18 protein-coding genes and 1 other annotated feature are annotated in these 18,451 nt (G+C 40.5%); all 18 genes read right to left on the bottom strand.

The features are described from left to right. Positions 1–107: 107 nt before the first annotated feature. Entirely contained in the window at positions 108–2,186 is a 2,079-nt protein-coding gene (fusA, locus tag ACIQXH_RS19720; RefSeq protein WP_402875714.1) for an elongation factor G, read from the bottom strand. Positions 2,187–2,230: 44 nt separating this feature from the next. Continuing rightward, positions 2,231–2,701 (bottom strand): 30S ribosomal protein S7, encoded by a 471-nt coding sequence (gene rpsG / locus ACIQXH_RS19725; protein ID WP_402875716.1) that lies wholly within the window; start codon positions 2,699–2,701, stop codon positions 2,231–2,233. A gap of 21 nt (positions 2,702–2,722) precedes the next feature. Next, positions 2,723–3,145 carry a 30S ribosomal protein S12 gene (rpsL, locus tag ACIQXH_RS19730; protein WP_402875717.1) on the bottom strand — a complete coding sequence of 141 codons (423 nt, stop codon included), beginning with the start codon at positions 3,143–3,145 and terminating at the stop codon, positions 2,723–2,725. Between the two features lie 104 nt (positions 3,146–3,249). Beyond that, positions 3,250–3,498 (bottom strand): 50S ribosomal protein L7ae-like protein, encoded by a 249-nt coding sequence (locus ACIQXH_RS19735; protein ID WP_402875719.1) that lies wholly within the window; start codon positions 3,496–3,498, stop codon positions 3,250–3,252. A gap of 292 nt (positions 3,499–3,790) precedes the next feature. Then, complete coding sequence (gene rpoC, locus ACIQXH_RS19740) at positions 3,791–7,384, bottom strand: DNA-directed RNA polymerase subunit beta' (RefSeq protein ID WP_402875721.1); 3,594 nt, start codon at positions 7,382–7,384, stop codon at positions 3,791–3,793. Between the two features lie 180 nt (positions 7,385–7,564). Next, entirely contained in the window at positions 7,565–11,134 is a 3,570-nt protein-coding gene (rpoB, locus tag ACIQXH_RS19745) for a DNA-directed RNA polymerase subunit beta (protein WP_402875722.1), read from the bottom strand. A 240-nt stretch (positions 11,135–11,374) separates the two neighbouring features. Continuing rightward, positions 11,375–11,980: a class I SAM-dependent methyltransferase gene (locus ACIQXH_RS19750; protein WP_402875762.1), complete on the bottom strand. Its 606-nt coding sequence runs from the start codon at positions 11,978–11,980 to the stop codon at positions 11,375–11,377. A gap of 176 nt (positions 11,981–12,156) precedes the next feature. Further along, positions 12,157–12,516: a 50S ribosomal protein L7/L12 gene (rplL, locus tag ACIQXH_RS19755; RefSeq protein WP_402875724.1), complete on the bottom strand. Its 360-nt coding sequence runs from the start codon at positions 12,514–12,516 to the stop codon at positions 12,157–12,159. Between the two features lie 64 nt (positions 12,517–12,580). Next, positions 12,581–13,081, bottom strand: coding sequence for a 50S ribosomal protein L10 (gene rplJ, locus ACIQXH_RS19760; RefSeq protein ID WP_402875726.1), 501 nt, complete (start codon positions 13,079–13,081; stop codon positions 12,581–12,583). Positions 13,082–13,120: 39 nt separating this feature from the next. Next, positions 13,121–13,271 (bottom strand) — a sequence feature (ribosomal protein L10 leader region). Between the two features lie 46 nt (positions 13,272–13,317). Then, complete coding sequence (gene rplA / locus ACIQXH_RS19765) at positions 13,318–14,013, bottom strand: 50S ribosomal protein L1 (RefSeq protein ID WP_402875727.1); 696 nt, start codon at positions 14,011–14,013, stop codon at positions 13,318–13,320. A gap of 104 nt (positions 14,014–14,117) precedes the next feature. Next, complete coding sequence (rplK, locus tag ACIQXH_RS19770) at positions 14,118–14,543, bottom strand: 50S ribosomal protein L11 (RefSeq protein ID WP_402875728.1); 426 nt, start codon at positions 14,541–14,543, stop codon at positions 14,118–14,120. A 175-nt stretch (positions 14,544–14,718) separates the two neighbouring features. Then, positions 14,719–15,252: a transcription termination/antitermination protein NusG gene (nusG, locus tag ACIQXH_RS19775; RefSeq protein WP_402875730.1), complete on the bottom strand. Its 534-nt coding sequence runs from the start codon at positions 15,250–15,252 to the stop codon at positions 14,719–14,721. Positions 15,253–15,487: 235 nt separating this feature from the next. Beyond that, positions 15,488–15,670 (bottom strand): preprotein translocase subunit SecE, encoded by a 183-nt coding sequence (gene secE / locus ACIQXH_RS19780; RefSeq protein ID WP_402875732.1) that lies wholly within the window; start codon positions 15,668–15,670, stop codon positions 15,488–15,490. A 52-nt stretch (positions 15,671–15,722) separates the two neighbouring features. Continuing rightward, positions 15,723–15,872 (bottom strand): 50S ribosomal protein L33, encoded by a 150-nt coding sequence (gene rpmG, locus ACIQXH_RS19785; RefSeq protein WP_402875733.1) that lies wholly within the window; start codon positions 15,870–15,872, stop codon positions 15,723–15,725. Positions 15,873–16,053: 181 nt separating this feature from the next. After that, positions 16,054–16,686 carry an RNA polymerase sporulation sigma factor SigH gene (sigH, locus tag ACIQXH_RS19790; protein WP_402875764.1) on the bottom strand — a complete coding sequence of 211 codons (633 nt, stop codon included), beginning with the start codon at positions 16,684–16,686 and terminating at the stop codon, positions 16,054–16,056. 85 nt (positions 16,687–16,771) lie between these two features. Next, positions 16,772–17,281, bottom strand: a complete 510-nt coding sequence (locus tag ACIQXH_RS19795; protein WP_402875735.1) for an NYN domain-containing protein — start codon at positions 17,279–17,281, stop codon at positions 16,772–16,774. A 4-nt stretch (positions 17,282–17,285) separates the two neighbouring features. Beyond that, entirely contained in the window at positions 17,286–18,029 is a 744-nt protein-coding gene (gene rlmB, locus ACIQXH_RS19800) for a 23S rRNA (guanosine(2251)-2'-O)-methyltransferase RlmB (RefSeq protein WP_402875738.1), read from the bottom strand. A gap of 3 nt (positions 18,030–18,032) precedes the next feature. Further along, positions 18,033–18,449 carry a Mini-ribonuclease 3 gene (locus tag ACIQXH_RS19805; protein WP_402875740.1) on the bottom strand — a complete coding sequence of 139 codons (417 nt, stop codon included), beginning with the start codon at positions 18,447–18,449 and terminating at the stop codon, positions 18,033–18,035. Positions 18,450–18,451 lie beyond the last annotated feature (2 nt).

Here is an 18,451-nt window from a genome sequence, read left to right on the forward strand (position 1 = left end):
CTTAAAAATATAAAAATAGTTTAAGTATATAAGGGCTGTGAAAGAAGATAAATTCTTCCAACACAGCTTACATAAGTAGTTATACTTTAATAAGAGATGAAAATCAATTATTCACCTTTATTTTTTTTGATGATTTCTTCAGAAATGCTCTTAGGTACTTCTTCATAGTGATCGAAGTGCATAGAGAATGTTCCGCGTCCTTGAGTGTTTGAACGTAATGAAGTTGCATAACCGAACATTTCGGATAGTGGAACCATCGCTTTAACCATTTGAGTGTTTCCGCGAGCTTCCAAACCTTCTACGCGTCCACGACGAGATGTAATATCTCCCATGATATCGCCTAGGTAATCTTCAGGGATTACAACTTCCACTTTCATGATAGGTTCAAGGATAACCGGCTTACATTTTGAAGCAGCATTTTTAAGCGCCATTGATGCAGCGATTTTAAATGCCATTTCATTGGAGTCAACGTCATGGTAAGATCCGTCGAATAATTTTGCTTTAATATCAACTAATGGGTAACCAGCAAGTACTCCACGGTCAAGTGAATCAACTAATCCAGCTTGTACTGCAGGAATATACTCACGAGGTACTACACCACCGACGATAGCATTTTCAAATTCGAATCCTTTACCTTCTTCGTTTGGTCCAAATTCAATCCAAACGTGTCCGAATTGTCCACGTCCACCAGATTGACGAACGAATTTACCTTCAACTTTAGCTGAACCACGGAAAGTTTCACGGTAAGCAACTTGAGGAGCACCTACGTTAGCTTCCACTCTGAATTCACGACGCATACGGTCAACAAGGATGTCCAAGTGAAGTTCACCCATACCAGCGATAATTGTTTGACCAGTTTCTTGGTCAGTATGCGCACGGAATGTTGGATCTTCGTCTTGAAGCTTTTGTAAAGCTTGAGACATTTTGTCTTGGTCTGCTTTCGATTTTGGTTCAACAGAAAGTGAGATAACTGGTTCTGGGAATACCATTGATTCAAGGATAACTTGATCCTTATCATCACATAGTGTATCACCAGTAGTCGTATCTTTCAAACCAACAGCTGCAGCGATATCCCCAGCATATACTGTAGAAATCTCTTCACGGCTGTTTGCATGCATTTGAAGGATACGTCCAATACGTTCACGTTTACCTTTTGTTGAGTTGATTACATATGATCCAGATTCTAATGTACCAGAGTACACACGGAAGAATGTAAGCTTACCAACATAAGGGTCTGTCATAACTTTAAACGCTAAAGCAGAGAACGGTTCAGAATCATCTGAGTGACGTTCTACTTCTTCTTCAGTATCCGGAAGAGTACCTTTGATTGCAGGTACGTCTAATGGAGATGGAAGGAAGTCAATAACGTTATCAAGCATTAATTGAACACCTTTATTTTTGAACGCTGAACCACAGATAACTGGGAAGAATTCAACATTAACGGTTGCAGTACGGATAGCAGCTTTTAATTCAGCAATGCTGATTTCTTCGCCACCAAGGTATTTTTCCATTAAGTCTTCATTAACTTCAGCCACCGCTTCGATTAATTTCTCACGGTACTCTTCAGCTAATTCAAGGTGTTCTGCAGGAATTTCACCAACAGTGATATCAGTCCCTAAATCATTTGAGTAGAAATGAGCTTTCATTTCAATTAAGTCAATGATAGCGGAAAAATTATCTTCAGCACCAATTGGTAATTGGACCGGGTGAGCGTTTGCTTGCAAACGATCGTGGATAGTTCCTACTGAATAAAGGAAATCCGCACCGATTTTGTCCATTTTGTTAACGAATACGACACGTGGTACACCGTATGTTGTAGCTTGGCGCCAAACTGTTTCAGTTTGAGGCTCAACACCTGATTGGGCATCAAGTACAGCTACAGCTCCATCAAGTACACGTAGAGAACGTTCAACTTCAACTGTGAAGTCTACGTGTCCCGGTGTATCAATGATGTTTACGCGGTGACCTTTCCACTGTGCAGTTGTTGCAGCGGATGTGATCGTGATTCCACGTTCTTGTTCTTGCTCCATCCAGTCCATTTGTGAAGCACCTTCGTGTGTTTCACCAATTTTGTGGATTTTACCAGTATAGTAAAGAACGCGTTCTGTTGTAGTCGTTTTACCAGCATCAATATGTGCCATGATACCGATATTACGAGTATTTGCTAAGGAGAACTCTCTTGCCATTTGTCTTTCTCCTTCCTATTATAAGGATTTTATTGTTATTGATCTTACCAGCGATAGTGAGCAAATGCTTTGTTAGCTTCTGCCATTTTGTGCGTATCTTCACGTTTCTTAACAGCTGCTCCAGTGTTGTTTGCAGCATCCATGATTTCGAAAGCTAAACGCTCTTCCATCGTTTTTTCTCCACGAAGGCGAGAGTAGTTTACTAACCAACGAAGACCTAGAGTTGATTTACGGTCTGGACGTACCTCAACTGGTACTTGGTAGTTAGCTCCACCCACACGGCGTGCTTTTACTTCTAATACAGGCATGATGTTTTTAAGTGCTTGATCAAACACTTCGATTGGCTCATTGCCAGTACGTTCTTTAATTAACTCAAATGCAGAGTAAAGTATTTTTTGTGATTTTCCTCTTTGTCCATCAACCATTAATTTGTTGATTAAGCGAGTCACAAGTTTAGATTTATAAATTGGATCTGGTAATACATCTCTTTTTGTTACGGGTCCTTTACGAGGCATTATATTTCCTCCTTTCTCGGATTATTTTTTTGCTGCTTTCGGACGCTTAGTACCGTATTTAGAACGGCTTTGCATACGATTGTTAACTCCTGCTGTATCAAGAGCACCACGTACGATATGGTAACGTACCCCTGGTAAATCCTTTACACGTCCACCGCGGATTAGTACCACGCTGTGTTCTTGTAAGTTGTGACCGATACCTGGGATATAAGCTGTTACCTCGATACCGTTAGTTAAACGTACACGCGCATATTTACGTAAAGCGGAGTTTGGTTTTTTCGGTGTCATAGTTCCCACACGAGTACAAACACCACGTTTTTGCGGAGATGATACGTTAGTTTGTGCTTTCTTAAAGCTGTTGTAGCCTTTGTTAAGTGCTGGAGAGTTAGATTTAACCTCTTTAGACTCGCGTCCTTTACGCACTAATTGATTAATAGTAGGCATTACATTTTTCCTCCCTTCGCAATTTCATGTCTAGTACCACACATCCAGGTGGTTCATAAATGGGTAAAAACAAAGTCCTTGCAAATAGTATTGCAAAAACATTTTTACTTTTTAATGGCAACAGTTGCTGCTCCGACATCAATACCACATGCTTTTCCAAGCATTTTCATCGAATCAACATATGTGATAGGAACATCCACTAGTTTAGCGGTCTCAACAACACGCCCAGTCAAGTATATATCTGCATCATCAGCGATGATAACTTCTTGAATTAAATTGTTCTTCAAAGCTCTAACTGTTTGTTTCGTTCCTATAACCACTGACTTTGCCTGTATTACTTTTTCATAAGACATGGTCCATATCCTCCAAAGTTACAGGGTAACATAGGAGCACCTTTGCTATAGTATCATTTTTAGTCAGATGCTGTCAACTTGTTTCAAAAAATTATTTAAGCAAAAGGTTTTCCAGTTAAATCATTCTATAGGTTTTTAAGTCTACCAAATTGGTTCTATCATAACTAATTTTTTACTGATTACTCTTTATTAATAAAAAGAAACCAGCTCATTTAATCCGAACCTCAATCCCCCAATATCGTTAGGGGGATCAAGTTCTTCAGTATTTATATGAGCTGGGTCTAATTATCCTTTAGTCAACCGATACTGTCTCAGGATTCTCTACGACAACAGGGTTAGCTTTTCTGTAGCGAGGCATACCTGTTCCAGCTGGAACAAGTTTACCGATGATAACATTTTCTTTCAGTCCAAGCAATTCGTCGCGTTTTCCTTTAATTGCTGCATCAGTCAATACTCTAGTTGTTTCTTGGAATGATGCTGCAGACAAGAAGGAATCCGTTTCAAGTGATGCTTTTGTAATTCCTAGTAATACAGGACGACCTGTAGCAGGTAGCTTGCTGGTTAGCAATGCGTTTGTGTTTGCCACGGTGAACTGGTTAACATCCAATAGCGTACCTGGAAGAACTTCAGTTTCCCCTGCATCAAGAACACGAACTTTACGCATCATTTGTCTAACCATAACCTCGATATGTTTATCGCCGATTTCTACCCCTTGCATCCGGTATACTTTCTGTACTTCATGAAGTAGGTATTCCTGAACAGTAAGAACATCCGTAACTTTCAACAATTCTTTAGGATCGATAGAACCCTCTGTTAACTCCTCGCCTCGACGAACGAAAGTATCAACAGACACTCTTAAACGCGCTGTGTATGGCGCTGTATAAGTACGTGATTCAACCGCACCTTGGACCACGATTTCTTGTTGTTTATCGCGGATTTCATTGATTGAAACGATAGTTCCCTCAATTTCAGAAATAACTGCTTGACCTTTAGGGTTCCTCGCTTCAAATATTTCTTGGATACGAGGTAAACCTTGAGTAATATCGTCTCCGGCAACCCCACCTGTATGGAATGTACGCATTGTTAACTGAGTACCAGGTTCACCGATTGATTGGGCAGCAATGATACCAACTGCTTCTCCCACTTCAACTTCCTGACCGGTAGCCAAGTTACGTCCGTAACATTTCTTACATACACCATGGCTGGTGTTACATGTAAAGGCAGAGCGAATCCATGCAGTTTCAATACCTAGAGATGCAATATAAGCTGCTAGATCCTCAGTGATAAGGTCATTTTCAGCCACAATTACTTCATCTGTTTCTGGATGTCTAATGGCTTTTCTTGCATATCGGCCAATTAAACGTTCTTCAAGATGCTCGATTATTTCTGTTCCCTCTCTCAAGGCAGAAATTTTCAAGCCGCGGTCTGTTCCACAGTCATCATCACGGATGATAACATCTTGGGCTACGTCTACTAGACGACGTGTAAGGTAACCAGAATCGGCAGTTTTAAGGGCTGTATCGGCAAGACCTTTACGAGCACCATGTGTAGAGATAAAGTACTCTAACACAGTTAGACCTTCACGGAAACTTGATTTGATCGGTAATTCGATGATACGTCCAGCCGGGTTGGCCATCAGTCCACGCATACCCGCAAGCTGCGTGAAGTTGGAAGCATTACCACGGGCACCGGAGTCACTCATCATGAAGATCGGATTGCGTCGGTCAAGAGATTTCATCAGTTTAGACTGAATAGTATCTTTTGCTGCGCTCCAGATCGAAATGACGCGATCATAACGCTCATCTTCGGTAATTAGACCACGTCTAAATTGTTTTAGGACGTTATCCACTTTTGTTTGAGCTTCCGTAATGATTTCTTGTTTTTCTTTTAATACAACAATATCAGCTACACCAACAGTGATACCTGCTTTTGTCGAATATTTGAATCCAAGATTTTTCATCCGGTCAAGCATTTTAGATGTTTCGGTGATTTTGAAACGTTTAAACACTTCCGCAATGATATTACCAAGAATTTTCTTCTTGAACGGATCAATAGCTGGTTGTGCTTTAATCAATTCAGGGATATTAGCGCCTTTTTCCACGAAATATTTCTCTGGAGTTTTAGTTTCCAAGTTATAACGTGTAGGTTCGTTAATATATGGGAATGATTTTGGCAGAATTTCATTAAAGACCAATTTACCAACGGTAGTGATTAGAAGCTGGCTGTTTTGTTCTTCCGTGAACGTTTCATTATTCAGTGATGATGCATGCACTGCACAACGAGAATGTAAGTGAACATAACCATTTTGGTATGCAAGCAACGCTTCACTAGTATCTTTAAAGATCATACCTTCACCGATAGCGCCTTCTCTTTCTAATGTTAGGTAGTAGTTACCTAATACCATATCTTGAGAAGGAGTAACGACTGGTTTTCCATCTTTAGGATTCAAGATGTTCTGGGCAGCAAGCATTAGCATACGTGCTTCAGCTTGAGCTTCAGAAGATAAAGGAACGTGGACGGCCATTTGGTCACCATCAAAGTCAGCGTTATATGCTGTACATACTAACGGATGCAAACGAATTGCACGGCCTTCAACCAATGTTGGCTCAAACGCTTGAATGCCAAGTCTATGAAGAGTTGGTGCACGGTTAAGTAATACTGGATGCTCCCTAATGACTTCTTCAAGTACATCCCAAATCTCAGGAGATAGTCGTTCAATTTTTCGTTTTGCAGATTTGATGTTATGAGCTAATCCTCTTTGAACGAGTTCCTTCATAACGAATGGTTTGAATAATTCAATCGCCATCTCTTTCGGCAGACCACATTGGTACATTTTCAGGTTAGGACCAACTACGATTACAGAACGACCAGAGTAATCGACACGTTTACCAAGAAGGTTCTGACGGAAACGACCTTGTTTACCTTTTAACATGTGTGATAAAGATTTCAATGGGCGGTTACCCGGGCCAGTTACTGGGCGACCACGACGTCCATTATCGATTAAAGCGTCAACGGCTTCTTGAAGCATACGCTTTTCATTTTGGACGATAATGCTTGGAGCGCCAAGATCAAGCAATCTTTTCAAACGATTGTTACGGTTAATAACACGACGATATAGATCATTTAAGTCAGATGTCGCAAAACGACCGCCATCTAATTGAACCATTGGACGAAGTTCTGGTGGTATAACTGGAAGCACATCAAGAATCATCCATGAAGGCTCGTTACCAGAATTACGGAAGGCTTCTAATACTTCCAAGCGTTTGATTGCACGAGTTCTACGTTGTCCTTGAGCTGTCTTAAGCTCTTCTTTCAACGTTTCTACTTCTTTTTCCGTATCAATGTCTTGTAAAAGTTTTTTAATAGCTTCCGCACCCATTGCAGCTTGGAACTTCTTACCGTATTTTTCACGGTATGTACGATATTCTTTTTCAGAAAGAAGTTGTTTCTTTTCTAAAGTTGTATCGCCAGTTTCAGTTACCACATAAGATGCGAAGTAAATAACTTCTTCTAATGCCCGTGGAGACATATCCAGGACAAGACCCATACGACTCGGAATTCCTTTGAAATACCAAATATGTGAAACTGGTGCTGCCAGCTCAATATGACCCATTCGTTCACGACGGACTTTAGCACGCGTGACTTCAACCCCACAACGGTCACAAACTACGCCTTTATAACGAACACGTTTATATTTACCACAGTGACATTCCCAGTCCTTTTGAGGTCCGAAAATTCTCTCACAGAATAAACCGTCTTTTTCTGGTTTTAACGTACGATAGTTGATTGTTTCTGGTTTTTTAACTTCCCCATGAGACCAAGAACGAATCTTGTCTGGTGAAGCAAGACCAATTTTCATATACTCAAAATTATTAACATCTAACAAGGGGCCTACCTCCCTTTTAATCTCCAGGTTTTACCCTGATTGCCTTCATTCATTCGGGCAATCTAAACCGGATGATGGGTGATTGAATCAATAAGACTCCGACAAGGCAGCAGGATCTTTAAAGAAAAACCTTGCTGCCAGTCAGAGCTGATAATATATAGATTGATTTATTTAAATTATTTACTCTTTTGATGGTGCTCCTGCTTCAGTAGCAACCATATCTTTAGTTTCTGCATCTAGGCTTAATTTGTCTGACTGATTAGGGTCTTCTTCATCTTCTAAATCACGCATTTCAATTTCGCGGTCTTCAGCATTCATGATTTTAACATCTAATCCTAAGCTTTGAAGTTCCTTAATCAATACTTTGAATGATTCAGGGACACCAGGCTCAGGGACATTTTCGCCTTTGACAATCGCTTCGTATGTTTTCACACGGCCCACGACATCATCTGATTTAACGGTAAGGATTTCTTGTAATGTATAAGCAGCTCCATATGCTTCAAGTGCCCATACTTCCATCTCACCAAAACGTTGTCCACCGAATTGCGCTTTACCACCAAGTGGTTGTTGCGTAACAAGGGAGTAAGGTCCAGTTGAACGAGCATGAAGTTTATCATCAACCATATGTGCAAGTTTAATCATGTACATGACACCAACAGACACACGGTTATCGAATGCTTCACCTGAACGGCCATCGTAAAGTACCGTTTTTGCATCACGTGACATGCCAGCTTCTTCGATCGTACTCCAAACGTCTTCCTCAGTAGCTCCATCAAATACCGGTGATGCTACGTGAATGCCTAGTGCACGGGCTGCCATACCTAAGTGAAGCTCAAGTACCTGACCGATATTCATACGGGAAGGTACACCCAGTGGGTTTAACATGATGTCAACCGGTGTTCCATCAGGCATGTAAGGCATATCTTCTTCAGGAAGGATCCTTGAGATTACACCTTTGTTACCATGACGTCCGGCCATTTTATCGCCTTCATGTATTTTACGTTTTTGAACGATATATACACGTGCAAGTTGATTTACACCAGGTGGTAGCTCGTCGCCATCTTCTCTGTTAAACACCTTAACATCGAGGACGATTCCGCCGCCGCCGTGGGGAACACGCAATGATGTATCCCGTACTTCGCGCGCTTTTTCACCAAAGATTGCATGTAAGAGACGTTCTTCCGCCGTTAGTTCCGTTACCCCTTTAGGAGTTACTTTACCTACTAGAAGGTCACCGTCTTTTACTTCAGCACCGACACGGATTATTCCACGCTCATCAAGGTTGCGAAGCGCATCTTCTCCGACGTTCGGAATATCACGAGTGATTTCTTCAGGTCCCAATTTCGTATCGCGAGACTCAGATTCATATTCTTCAATATGGATGGAAGTGTACACATCATCTTTAACTAGACGTTCACTCATGATGATGGCATCTTCATAGTTGTATCCATCCCAAGTCATGAAGGCAACTAATACATTTCGTCCAAGTGCTAATTCACCTTTTTCCATTGAAGGACCATCGGCAAGAATTTCACCTTTGACAACATTGTCACCAACACTAACGATAGGACGTTGGTTATAACACGTTCCTTGGTTAGAACGAATGAATTTTAATAAACGGTATTTATCAAGGTTTCCTTTTACTTGTTGACCGTCAACCTCACTTACCCGGCGTACCCATACTTCACGTGATTCCACGTGTTCGACGATACCAGGGTGTTTACAGATGACAGCTGCCCCAGAGTCTTTCGCTGAAACATATTCCATACCTGTTCCAACTCTTGGTGCCTCTGGTTGTAATAAAGGTACTGCTTGACGTTGCATGTTCGCTCCCATTAGGGCACGGTTGGAGTCATCATTTTCCAAGAAAGGAATACATGCTGTCGCTGCAGATACGACTTGTTTAGGCGATACGTCCATATAATCTACGCGGTCACGCGGAACAACGGTATTTTCACCGCGGAAACGTGCAACAACCATATCATCAAGGAATGTTCCATCATCGGATAGACGAACATTCGCTTGGGCAACTACGTAGTTATCTTCTTCATCAGCCGTTAAGTAATCTATTTTGCTCGTAATTTTCCCTGTCTCATGGTCAACACGTCGGTATGGTGTTTCAATGAATCCATAAGGGTTAACCTTTGCAAAACTTGATAGGGAGTTAATCAATCCAATATTCGGTCCCTCAGGCGTTTCAATCGGACACATACGGCCATAGTGGGAGTAATGAACGTCACGTACTTCGAAACCAGCACGCTCACGAGTCAAACCACCAGGTCCCAATGCAGATAGACGACGTTTATGCGTCAATTCGGCCAATGGGTTCGTTTGGTCCATGAATTGTGAAAGCTGTGAGCTACCAAAGAATTCTTTAATGGATGCTATAACAGGACGAATGTTAATCAATTGCTGTGGAGTGATCGTATTCGTGTCTTGAATAGACATTCTTTCACGCACGACACGCTCCATACGAGATAAACCAATTCTGAATTGGTTTTGCAGCAATTCACCAACGGAACGCAGACGACGATTTCCTAGATGGTCAATATCATCTGTAATTCCCACGCCATGAAGCAAGTTAAAGAAATAGCTAATAGAAGAGATGATATCAGCTGGAGTAATGTTTTTAACCTGATCGGTTACATACGCATTACCAATGATATTGATCACTTTTTCGCCTTCAGCGTCATTTGGAGCAAAGACTTTGATTGGTTGAAGAAGGGTTTCTTCTTCTACTACGCCACCAGACGGGTGGAACGTTTTAAAACCGATTCCTGCTTCAAGATGAGGCAGAATTTTATCAAGTGTCCTTCTATCAAGCAAAGTACCCTTTTCGACAATGATTTCCCCTGTTTCAGGATCGATTAAAGTCTCGGCGATCTTTTGTCCGAATAGACGATTCTTGATATGCAGTTTTTTGTTGATTTTATAGCGTCCTACGTTAGCTAGATCATAACGTTTTGGATCGAAAAAGCGGGATACTAGTAGACTTTTCGCGTTATCGACTGTAGGTGGTTCACCCGGGCGAAGACGTTCATAGATTTCTAGCAATGCTTTTTCTACACTCTCCGTGTTGTCTTTTTCAAGAGTGTTGCGAAGATACTCATTATCACCGATTAAATCAATGATCTCTTGATCAGTTCCAAAGCCCAATGCACGCATCAATACCGTGATAGGTAATTTCCTAGTGCGGTCGATTCGAACATAAACTACATCCTTGGCATCTGTCTCATATTCAAGCCATGCACCACGGTTAGGAATAACGGTCGCAGAGAAACCTAGCTTACCGTTCTTATCCATTTTCCCATTATAGTAAACACTCGGTGAGCGTACTAATTGGGATACGATTACACGTTCAGCACCATTGATGACAAACGTGCCCGTTTCAGTCATAAGTGGGAAGTCACCCATGAATACATCTTGGTCTTTTACTTCCCCTGTTTCTTTGTTAACAAGGCGCACTTTCACACGAAGTGGTGCAGAATACGTAACATCGCGTTCTTTTGTTTCTTCAACAGAATACTTCGGTTCAGCAAGGCTGTAATCGATGAATTCTAATGACAAATTACCTGTAAAATCCTCAATAGGAGAAATGTCCTGGAACATTTCTTTTAAACCTACATCTAAAAACCATTGATAAGAAGCCGTTTGAATTTCAATCAGATTCGGAAGATCCAAAACCTCACTGATTCTTGCATAACTTCTACGTTGGCGGTGTCGTCCATACTGAACAAGTTGACCTGTCAACTGATTCACCCCTTAAATCAAGCGTTATAAGGATCTATTTGCCACGGAAAAAAGCAATCTAATCCATAGACAAAAAGAAAATGGTTTTTATTTTAAAAACCACTATTTCTCATAAAACGAACTATTATTTATATATTTTTCCCATATTATCCATTGGTTATACACCAATGGTATAAAAATTGCATAGTAACGGAATTATATATATGCATTTTATAATACTAACATAGCGAAAATTTAGAGTCAAACTTTTTTGGATAATAGTATGTAGTAGCCTTTTTTCTTTACAGCCACTTCGACATTACCAAATAACAGCTCTAGTTTATCCATGGCGGAAGGAGCGCCTTGCTTTTTTTGAATGACAACCCATAGTTCTCCACCAGTCACCAAACTTCGATAACTTTCTTCTAGAATTTCGTGGACTACACTTTTACCTGCGCGAATGGGAGGGTTCGTAAGAATTGCAGCGAATTGTTTAGATCCTACCTTTTCAAAACGGTCGCTTTCGTACACTTTAACATTAGCGATTCCGTTTGTAGCGGCATTTTCCTTCGATAATTCAACTGCCCGGCTATTTATATCTATCATTTCTACCGTTCTTTCGGGATAAGCCGCAGCAATTGATATTCCAATGGGGCCATAACCGCAACCAACATCAAGAATATTCCCTTTTACAGCTTTATTAAGATTGAAGGATTCTATCAAAAGACGAGAACCAAAATCAACTTCTTTTTTTGAAAAAACACCATTATCACTTTTAAAGTGGAATGTGCGTCCTTTTAATACAAAATCCCAAAATTTAGGATTGCTTTCGACATCCGGTTTTTGTGAGTAGTAATGCTCTGTCAGAGTCATCTCCCCCTATCAGAAAGGAATATTGAAGATTTAACGAGAGAAGAGATATGAAGAATGGATACTTACCTGTCATAAAGTTTGTACATCTTTACTAAATCGTCTACCATTTTTCTTTAAAAATGAAGAGAAAAAAGCTCGCCAGTGATAGCGAGCTTTTTGTTTATGCAAGATTACTTAACTTCAACGCCAGCTCCAACTTCTTCAAGTTTAGCTTTAAGTTCTTCAGCTTCCTCTTTAGAAACGCCTTCTTTGATTGCTTTTGGAGTGTTATCAACAACTTCTTTCGCTTCTTTAAGTCCAAGACCAGTTGCTTCACGAACAGCTTTGATAACTTTGATTTTTGAATCTCCAGCAGATGTAAGAACTACATCAAACTCAGTTTTTTCTTCAGCAGCAGCGCCACCAGCAGCAGCTACAGCTACAGGTGCAGCAGCAGTTACGCCAAATTCTTCTTCGATTGCTTTTACAAGGTCGTTTAATTCTAAAACAGTCATGTTTTTAACTGCTTCAATGATTTGATCTTTAGTCATTGTTATTTCCTCCTCGAAATGGTTGGTTTTTTTTTTGAATCAATAGGCAAGATAAGCGGTTAGCTTACGCGCCTTGTTCTTCTTTTTGTTCTGCAACTGCTTTTGTAGCAAGAGCAAGACCGCGCATAGGTGCTTGTAGCACACTTAGCAACATTGAAAGTAGGCCTTCGCGTGAAGGTAGTTCTGCAAGAGCTTTAATGTCTTCAGCAGATGCTACGTTTCCTTCGATAACTCCAGCTTTGATTTCTAACGCTTCATGTTTTTTCGCAAAATCGTTAAGGATTTTAGCTGGCGCAATAACATCTTCATTTGAGAATGCAATTGCGTTTGGTCCTGTTAAAGATTCGTTTAAAGAGCTAAGTTCAGCACTTTCAGCAGCACGACGAGTTAAAGAGTTTTTGTAAACCTTGAACTCAACGCCAGCATCACGAAGTTGCTTACGAAGTTCTGTTAATTCAGCAACAGTCAATCCACGGTAGTCAACAACAACTGTGGATTTGCTAGCTGTTAATTTACCAGTAATCTCAGCAACGATAGTTTGCTTTTGTTCAATAATTGCGTTCATCCTTACACCTCCTGTAGATTTGCTTGAAAACATTTATACCGTTTCAAAGAAAAAGCCTTCATCTCTAATACAGACATGAAGGCAGTAATTTCAAAGGTCATAGTCAACGACTATTTTTATCGAATTACCTCGGCAGGGAATTAAGCTCTTGTGGAGCACCTACTGTCTTCGGTACAAATGATATTCATTTATCACAACAAAACATATTATAACAACAATAGTTTTGGAATGTCAAATTATTTATTGAAAGAAGAAGAATCAACTTTCACACCAGGGCCCATTGTAGTCGTTACAGAAATATTCTTCATGTAAGTTCCTTTAGCAGCCGCAGGTTTAACTTTCATTAATGTATCAAAGATAGTAGTGAAGTTTTCCACTAGTTTAGCATCTTCGAAAGATACTTTACCGATTGGAGCATGGACGTTACCAGCTTTATCTACGCGGTATTCAACTTTACCTGCTTTGATCTCATTAACAGCTTTTGTTACATCAAATGTAACTGTGCCAGTTTTAGGGTTTGGCATTAAGCCTTTAGGTCCTAATACGCGACCAAGTTTACCAACTTCACCCATCATGTCAGGAGTCGCAACGATTACGTCGAATTCGAACCATCCTTGTTGGATTTTGTTGATGTAGTCAGATTCGCCAACGAAGTCAGCACCAGCAGCTTCAGCTTCTTTTGCTTTTTCGCCTTTTGCGAATACTAATACGCGTTGAGTTTTACCAGTTCCGTTCGGAAGCACAACTGCTCCACGAATTTGTTGGTCAGCTTTCTTAGGGTCTACACCCAAACGGAAAGCAACTTCAACAGTCGCATCGAATTTTGTGAAGTTTGCTTTTTTAACAACTTCAATCGCTTCAGTTACAGCGTATGCTTTTGAAACTTCAACAAGCTTAGCTGCTTCAAGATACTTTTTACCTTTTTTAGCCATGATATAAATCCTCCTAAATTGTGGTTTTAACGGAATTACCTCCCACGAATAAAGGTTGCGAGTATCAATCGCAACCCCGTAGAAACAAATAACAATTACATGGATTAGTCTTCGATGACAATACCCATGCTGCGAGCAGTACCTTCAACCATACGCATTGCAGCTTCAACGTTTGCAGCGTTTAGGTCAGGCATTTTAGTTTCAGCAATCTCGCGCACTTGATCACGCTTGACTGTAGCAACTTTTTTACGGTTAGGTTCACCAGAACCAGACTCGATACCTGCTGCTTTCTTAAGTAGTACTGCAGCGGGTGGAGTTTTTGTAATGAATGTAAATGAACGGTCTTCAAATACCGTGATTTCAACAGGAATAATTAGACCAGCTTGGTCTGCTGTACGAGCGTTGAACTCCTTACAGAATCCCATGATGTTTACACCAGCTTGACCTAATGCAGGACCAACCGGCGGTGCAGGATTCGCTTTACCAGCAGGAATTTGCAATTTAACCATTTTAATTACTTTTTTAGCCACGAGACACACCTCCTTATAAGTCCGTGATGTGGTAATAGGGATATACCCTCCCACTCATCTTGAATTCTTTATATGTTAATAAAGAATACTTGTATCGTTGAGGCCTAAAAATTTGAAACATACTGACCTTTGAAATTTTACCACTTCCAAAAGGCTTTTTCAAGTTTTTTTCCGTTTATAATTTTTCCACTTGATTAAAGTCTAGTTCTACCGGCGTATCGCGGCCGAACATATTAACAAGAACTCGGACTTTTCCTTTATCTGTATCAAGTTCTTCGATAGGCCCAGCAAATGTTGCAAATGGTCCTTCTTTCACTTGAACAGTGTCGCCGACTTCAAAGTCGATGTCAAATTTACTTTCGTCAACACCCATGCGTTTAAGGACAACTTCTATTTCTTCATCAAGCAGTGCTGTCGGTTTAGATCCCGCTCCTGATGAACCTACGAAACCTGTTACACCAGGTGTATTGCGGACAACATACCAAGAATCATCGGTCATGATAATTTCTACCAGTACATATCCTGGGAAAACCTTTTTCTTCGTTACTTTCGTTTTGCCATCTTTGACTTCGGTTTCTTCTTCTTCAGGAACTACTACGCGGAAGATTCTATCTTCCATCCCCATTGTTTCAACACGCTTCTCCAGATTGGCCTTTACCTTGTTTTCATAACCTGAATAGGTGTGAACTACATACCAATTCTTTTCCATTTTTTAGGACTGTGACGTCCTTCCCTCCCTGCAATCAATCATTTTCTTTATGAAACTTTATTTTCTAACGATCTAGCCAAAATTAACATCCTGCACTATCCCGACTTGTCTAAAGAATAACAGCAATGCTAGAGTTTGAACTTTTTCTTAAAAAAGACAAATTAAAAAACCCGTTTCCGGGCTTTTCTGCTGACACATATTATTCTATCACTATTATACCTTATTTTCGAATCTCTTATTCAATAACTAAGCGAATTAATTCGGAAATGCCCATATCGACCACTAAAAAGAATAAAGCCATAAATAACACAGTCGTCACTACAACGATTGTATATTTGGTTAATTCTTTACGTTTTGGCCAGCTTACTTTACGCATTTCACGAGTGACTCCGCTGAAAAATTCGGTTAAGCGTTTCATGAATGTATCCTCCAAGCATTAGACTGCTTCTGTCAATCTATTTATAAAACGGTTATTTTGTTTCCCTATGATTCGTATGTGAATTACAGGTGCTGCAAAATTTCTTTAATTCTAGTCGTTCAGCGTTGTTTGACTTATTGCTTTCATAATTATAATTTCTTGAACCACAATCGGTGCAAGCTAGTGTGATTTTCTTTTGCAATTGATACACCTATCCTATCTACTATTTCCATAAAACCTTATCACGGCTGGCTTTTATTGTCAATAACAAGGTGAGGCCACCTAAGTCCATGTCAACTCTATCAGCCTATGTCTACCATAAGTGAATGCATCATCCAAGTGGAGTTAGTGTCAGATGAAATAAAGCGGAAAAGGCGGAGGGACTATAAACTGATCTCCCTTACTTCCAGATAACGCTCGAGCTTTCTTTTCACCCTCTGGAGGGCATTATCGATTGACTTCACATGACGATTCAACTCTTCTGAGATTTCCTGATAGGTTTGCCCATCTAAATAAAGGGCTAATACCTTTCTTTCCAAATCGCTCAGCAGCTCGGCCATTTTCAATTCGATATCGTCAAACTCTTCTTTATTGATAATCAGTTCTTCTGGGTCTAATACCTTCGTACCCGATATAATATCCATGAGAGTACGGTCGGACTCCTCATCATAAATGGGCTTGTCCAGGGAAACATAGGAATTGAGCGGAATATGCTTTTGACGTGTTGCTGTTTTAATAGCGGTAATGATCTGTCTCGTAATACATAATTCGGCAAATGCTTTAAAAGAAGAAAGCTTATCGCCTTTAAAATCACGGACAGCCTTATACAAACCAATCATGCCTTCTTGAACGATGTCTTCCTTATCTGCACCTATTAAAAAATATGTCCTTGCCTTCGCTCTTACAAAATTACGATACTTTTGAATCAGATAATCCAGTGCTTCACTGTCTCCAGTGTGTACTAACTCAATTAATTCTTCATCATCGAACTGCAGATACTTTTCGTTCAGTTTCATACCGAAATTGAGACCCAAATTATATCCCCCTGACCTGACTCAGATAGAAATATTATACAGCAGGTAAAAAATACCCGTCAATGGTTCAAATTTTCCCCCGACGCCATTTTTCGAATATTTCCGCTACTTCTTCACTTAAAGGAATTTTAGCCGTAGGTTTTACCGCCGCTGTTTTTTGGACATCTTTTTTTATTTCTCCCTGAATTTCCTCCATATCCATTAGCAGTTCACGGGCAGATTTCCTTAGGGCCCCTTGGCCAAAGATGACCCATTGCTCCGTAAAGTCTGAAGTAGCCACTTGAATCTGCGTCTTGATATTATTCAGTTCAATCGCCATCTTTTCTATTCTCTCATCGGCTGTTTCATTTTCTTTCGTGAAAATTACGTCGACTTTATGATTCTTGAAAATACGGGCTATTCCCTGGACATATTGGGCATCGAATACGACAATGACCCGGGACCCAGTAAACGCCTGATATTCCGCCATCATTTCTATCAGTCTGTCTCTTGCTGCAGCAAGGTCTCTTTCTTTCAATTCTCTCAGTTCCGGCCAGGCTCCAATAATGTTGTAACCGTCCACTAACAGAATATTCATCTCATTATTGCCCTAGAGGGTTTCTTTTTCTGTAGACCTCATACATCAATAAACCTGCTGCCACCGATGCATTTAATGATGTTACTTTCCCGGCCATAGGAAGACGAATTAGAAAATCACATTTTTCTTTCATTAACCGTGCCATTCCCTTGCCTTCACTTCCAATAACAAGGCCAATAGGCATATTCCCGTCCATGTTCCGGTAATCATCGCTACCTTTCGCATCGGTACCCACAATCCAGACACCGCGTTCTTTTAACTCTTCGACTGCTCTTGCCAAATTCGTAACCCGTGCAACCGGAATATACTCAATGGCCCCTGTCGATGCTTTCGCAACCGTTGCCGTTAAACCAACTGCTCTACGCTTCGGAATGATGATTCCGTGAGCTCCGACCGCATCCGCTGTTCTCATGATTGACCCTAGATTATGTGGATCTTCTACTTCATCCAGAATCATGAAGAAGGGAGCCTCATCCCGTTCAGCTGCTTTGGCAAATAAATCGTCCAACTCTACATAATCGTAAGCTGCGACTTGCGCTACGACTCCTTGATGGATACCTTCTACCATTTGGTCTATTTTTTTCTTAGGTACGATTTGTACGAATACCTTTTTTTCTTTTGCAAGTCCGATTAGCGGAAGCATGGACCCTTTCTGTGAGCCCTCTGATATCCAAATTTTATTAATATCCCGTTCGGAGCGAAGTGCTTCCAAGACGGGGTTTCTTCCAATGATAAATTCTTCACTCATGGGTTATTTCCCCTTTTCTTCTTCAATGAATTGAATTGATTTTTCAACAAGGTCTTCCATTCTTTCTATTCGGCCGGATAAATACAGAAAGCCCATAAGCGCCTCAAAGGCAGTGCTATACCGATACGTTTGCACATCTGTATTCTTCGGAACCGACCCGGACTTCGCATTACGACCTCTACGGACGACAGCGGTCTCTTCTTCTGATAACCAACCTGACTCTAGAAAAAAGTGAATGATTTTGCTCTGCGCTTTAGCCGATACAAAAGATGTCGCTTTTTTATGAAGCAGATTAGGCTTAACTGCCCCGTTTTGAATAAGGTGATGCCGTATGTAGGTTTCGTATACGGCATCTCCCATATAGGCTAGAGCAAGACTATTTAACATTTTTTCGTCTACCTTATTATCATATTGAAGCATCT

It is taken from the genome of Peribacillus sp. NPDC097225 (genome assembly GCF_044761955.1).
In the GTDB taxonomy this organism is placed as follows: domain Bacteria; phylum Bacillota; class Bacilli; order Bacillales; family DSM-1321; genus Peribacillus.

What these genes read in the sequence shown, in the direction of transcription:
- fusA (WP_402875714.1), bottom strand. Translation starts at nt 2,186, where the DNA reads ATGGCAAGAGAGTTCTCCTTAGCAAATACTCGTAATATCGGTATCATG.
- nusG (WP_402875730.1), bottom strand. Translation starts at nt 15,252, where the DNA reads ATGGAAAAGAATTGGTATGTAGTTCACACCTATTCAGGTTATGAAAAC.
- rplJ (WP_402875726.1), bottom strand. Translation starts at nt 13,081, where the DNA reads ATGAACGCAATTATTGAACAAAAGCAAACTATCGTTGCTGAGATTACT.
- ACIQXH_RS19735 (WP_402875719.1), bottom strand. Translation starts at nt 3,498, where the DNA reads ATGTCTTATGAAAAAGTAATACAGGCAAAGTCAGTGGTTATAGGAACG.
- rpsG (WP_402875716.1), bottom strand. Translation starts at nt 2,701, where the DNA reads ATGCCTCGTAAAGGACCCGTAACAAAAAGAGATGTATTACCAGATCCA.
- rpsL (WP_402875717.1), bottom strand. Translation starts at nt 3,145, where the DNA reads ATGCCTACTATTAATCAATTAGTGCGTAAAGGACGCGAGTCTAAAGAG.
- rplA (WP_402875727.1), bottom strand. Translation starts at nt 14,013, where the DNA reads ATGGCTAAAAAAGGTAAAAAGTATCTTGAAGCAGCTAAGCTTGTTGAA.
- ACIQXH_RS19805 (WP_402875740.1), bottom strand. Translation starts at nt 18,449, where the DNA reads ATGCTTCAATATGATAATAAGGTAGACGAAAAAATGTTAAATAGTCTT.
- sigH (WP_402875764.1), bottom strand. Translation starts at nt 16,686, where the DNA reads ATGAAACTGAACGAAAAGTATCTGCAGTTCGATGATGAAGAATTAATT.
- secE (WP_402875732.1), bottom strand. Translation starts at nt 15,670, where the DNA reads ATGAAACGCTTAACCGAATTTTTCAGCGGAGTCACTCGTGAAATGCGT.
- rplL (WP_402875724.1), bottom strand. Translation starts at nt 12,516, where the DNA reads ATGACTAAAGATCAAATCATTGAAGCAGTTAAAAACATGACTGTTTTA.
- ACIQXH_RS19795 (WP_402875735.1), bottom strand. Translation starts at nt 17,281, where the DNA reads ATGAATATTCTGTTAGTGGACGGTTACAACATTATTGGAGCCTGGCCG.
- rlmB (WP_402875738.1), bottom strand. Translation starts at nt 18,029, where the DNA reads ATGAGTGAAGAATTTATCATTGGAAGAAACCCCGTCTTGGAAGCACTT.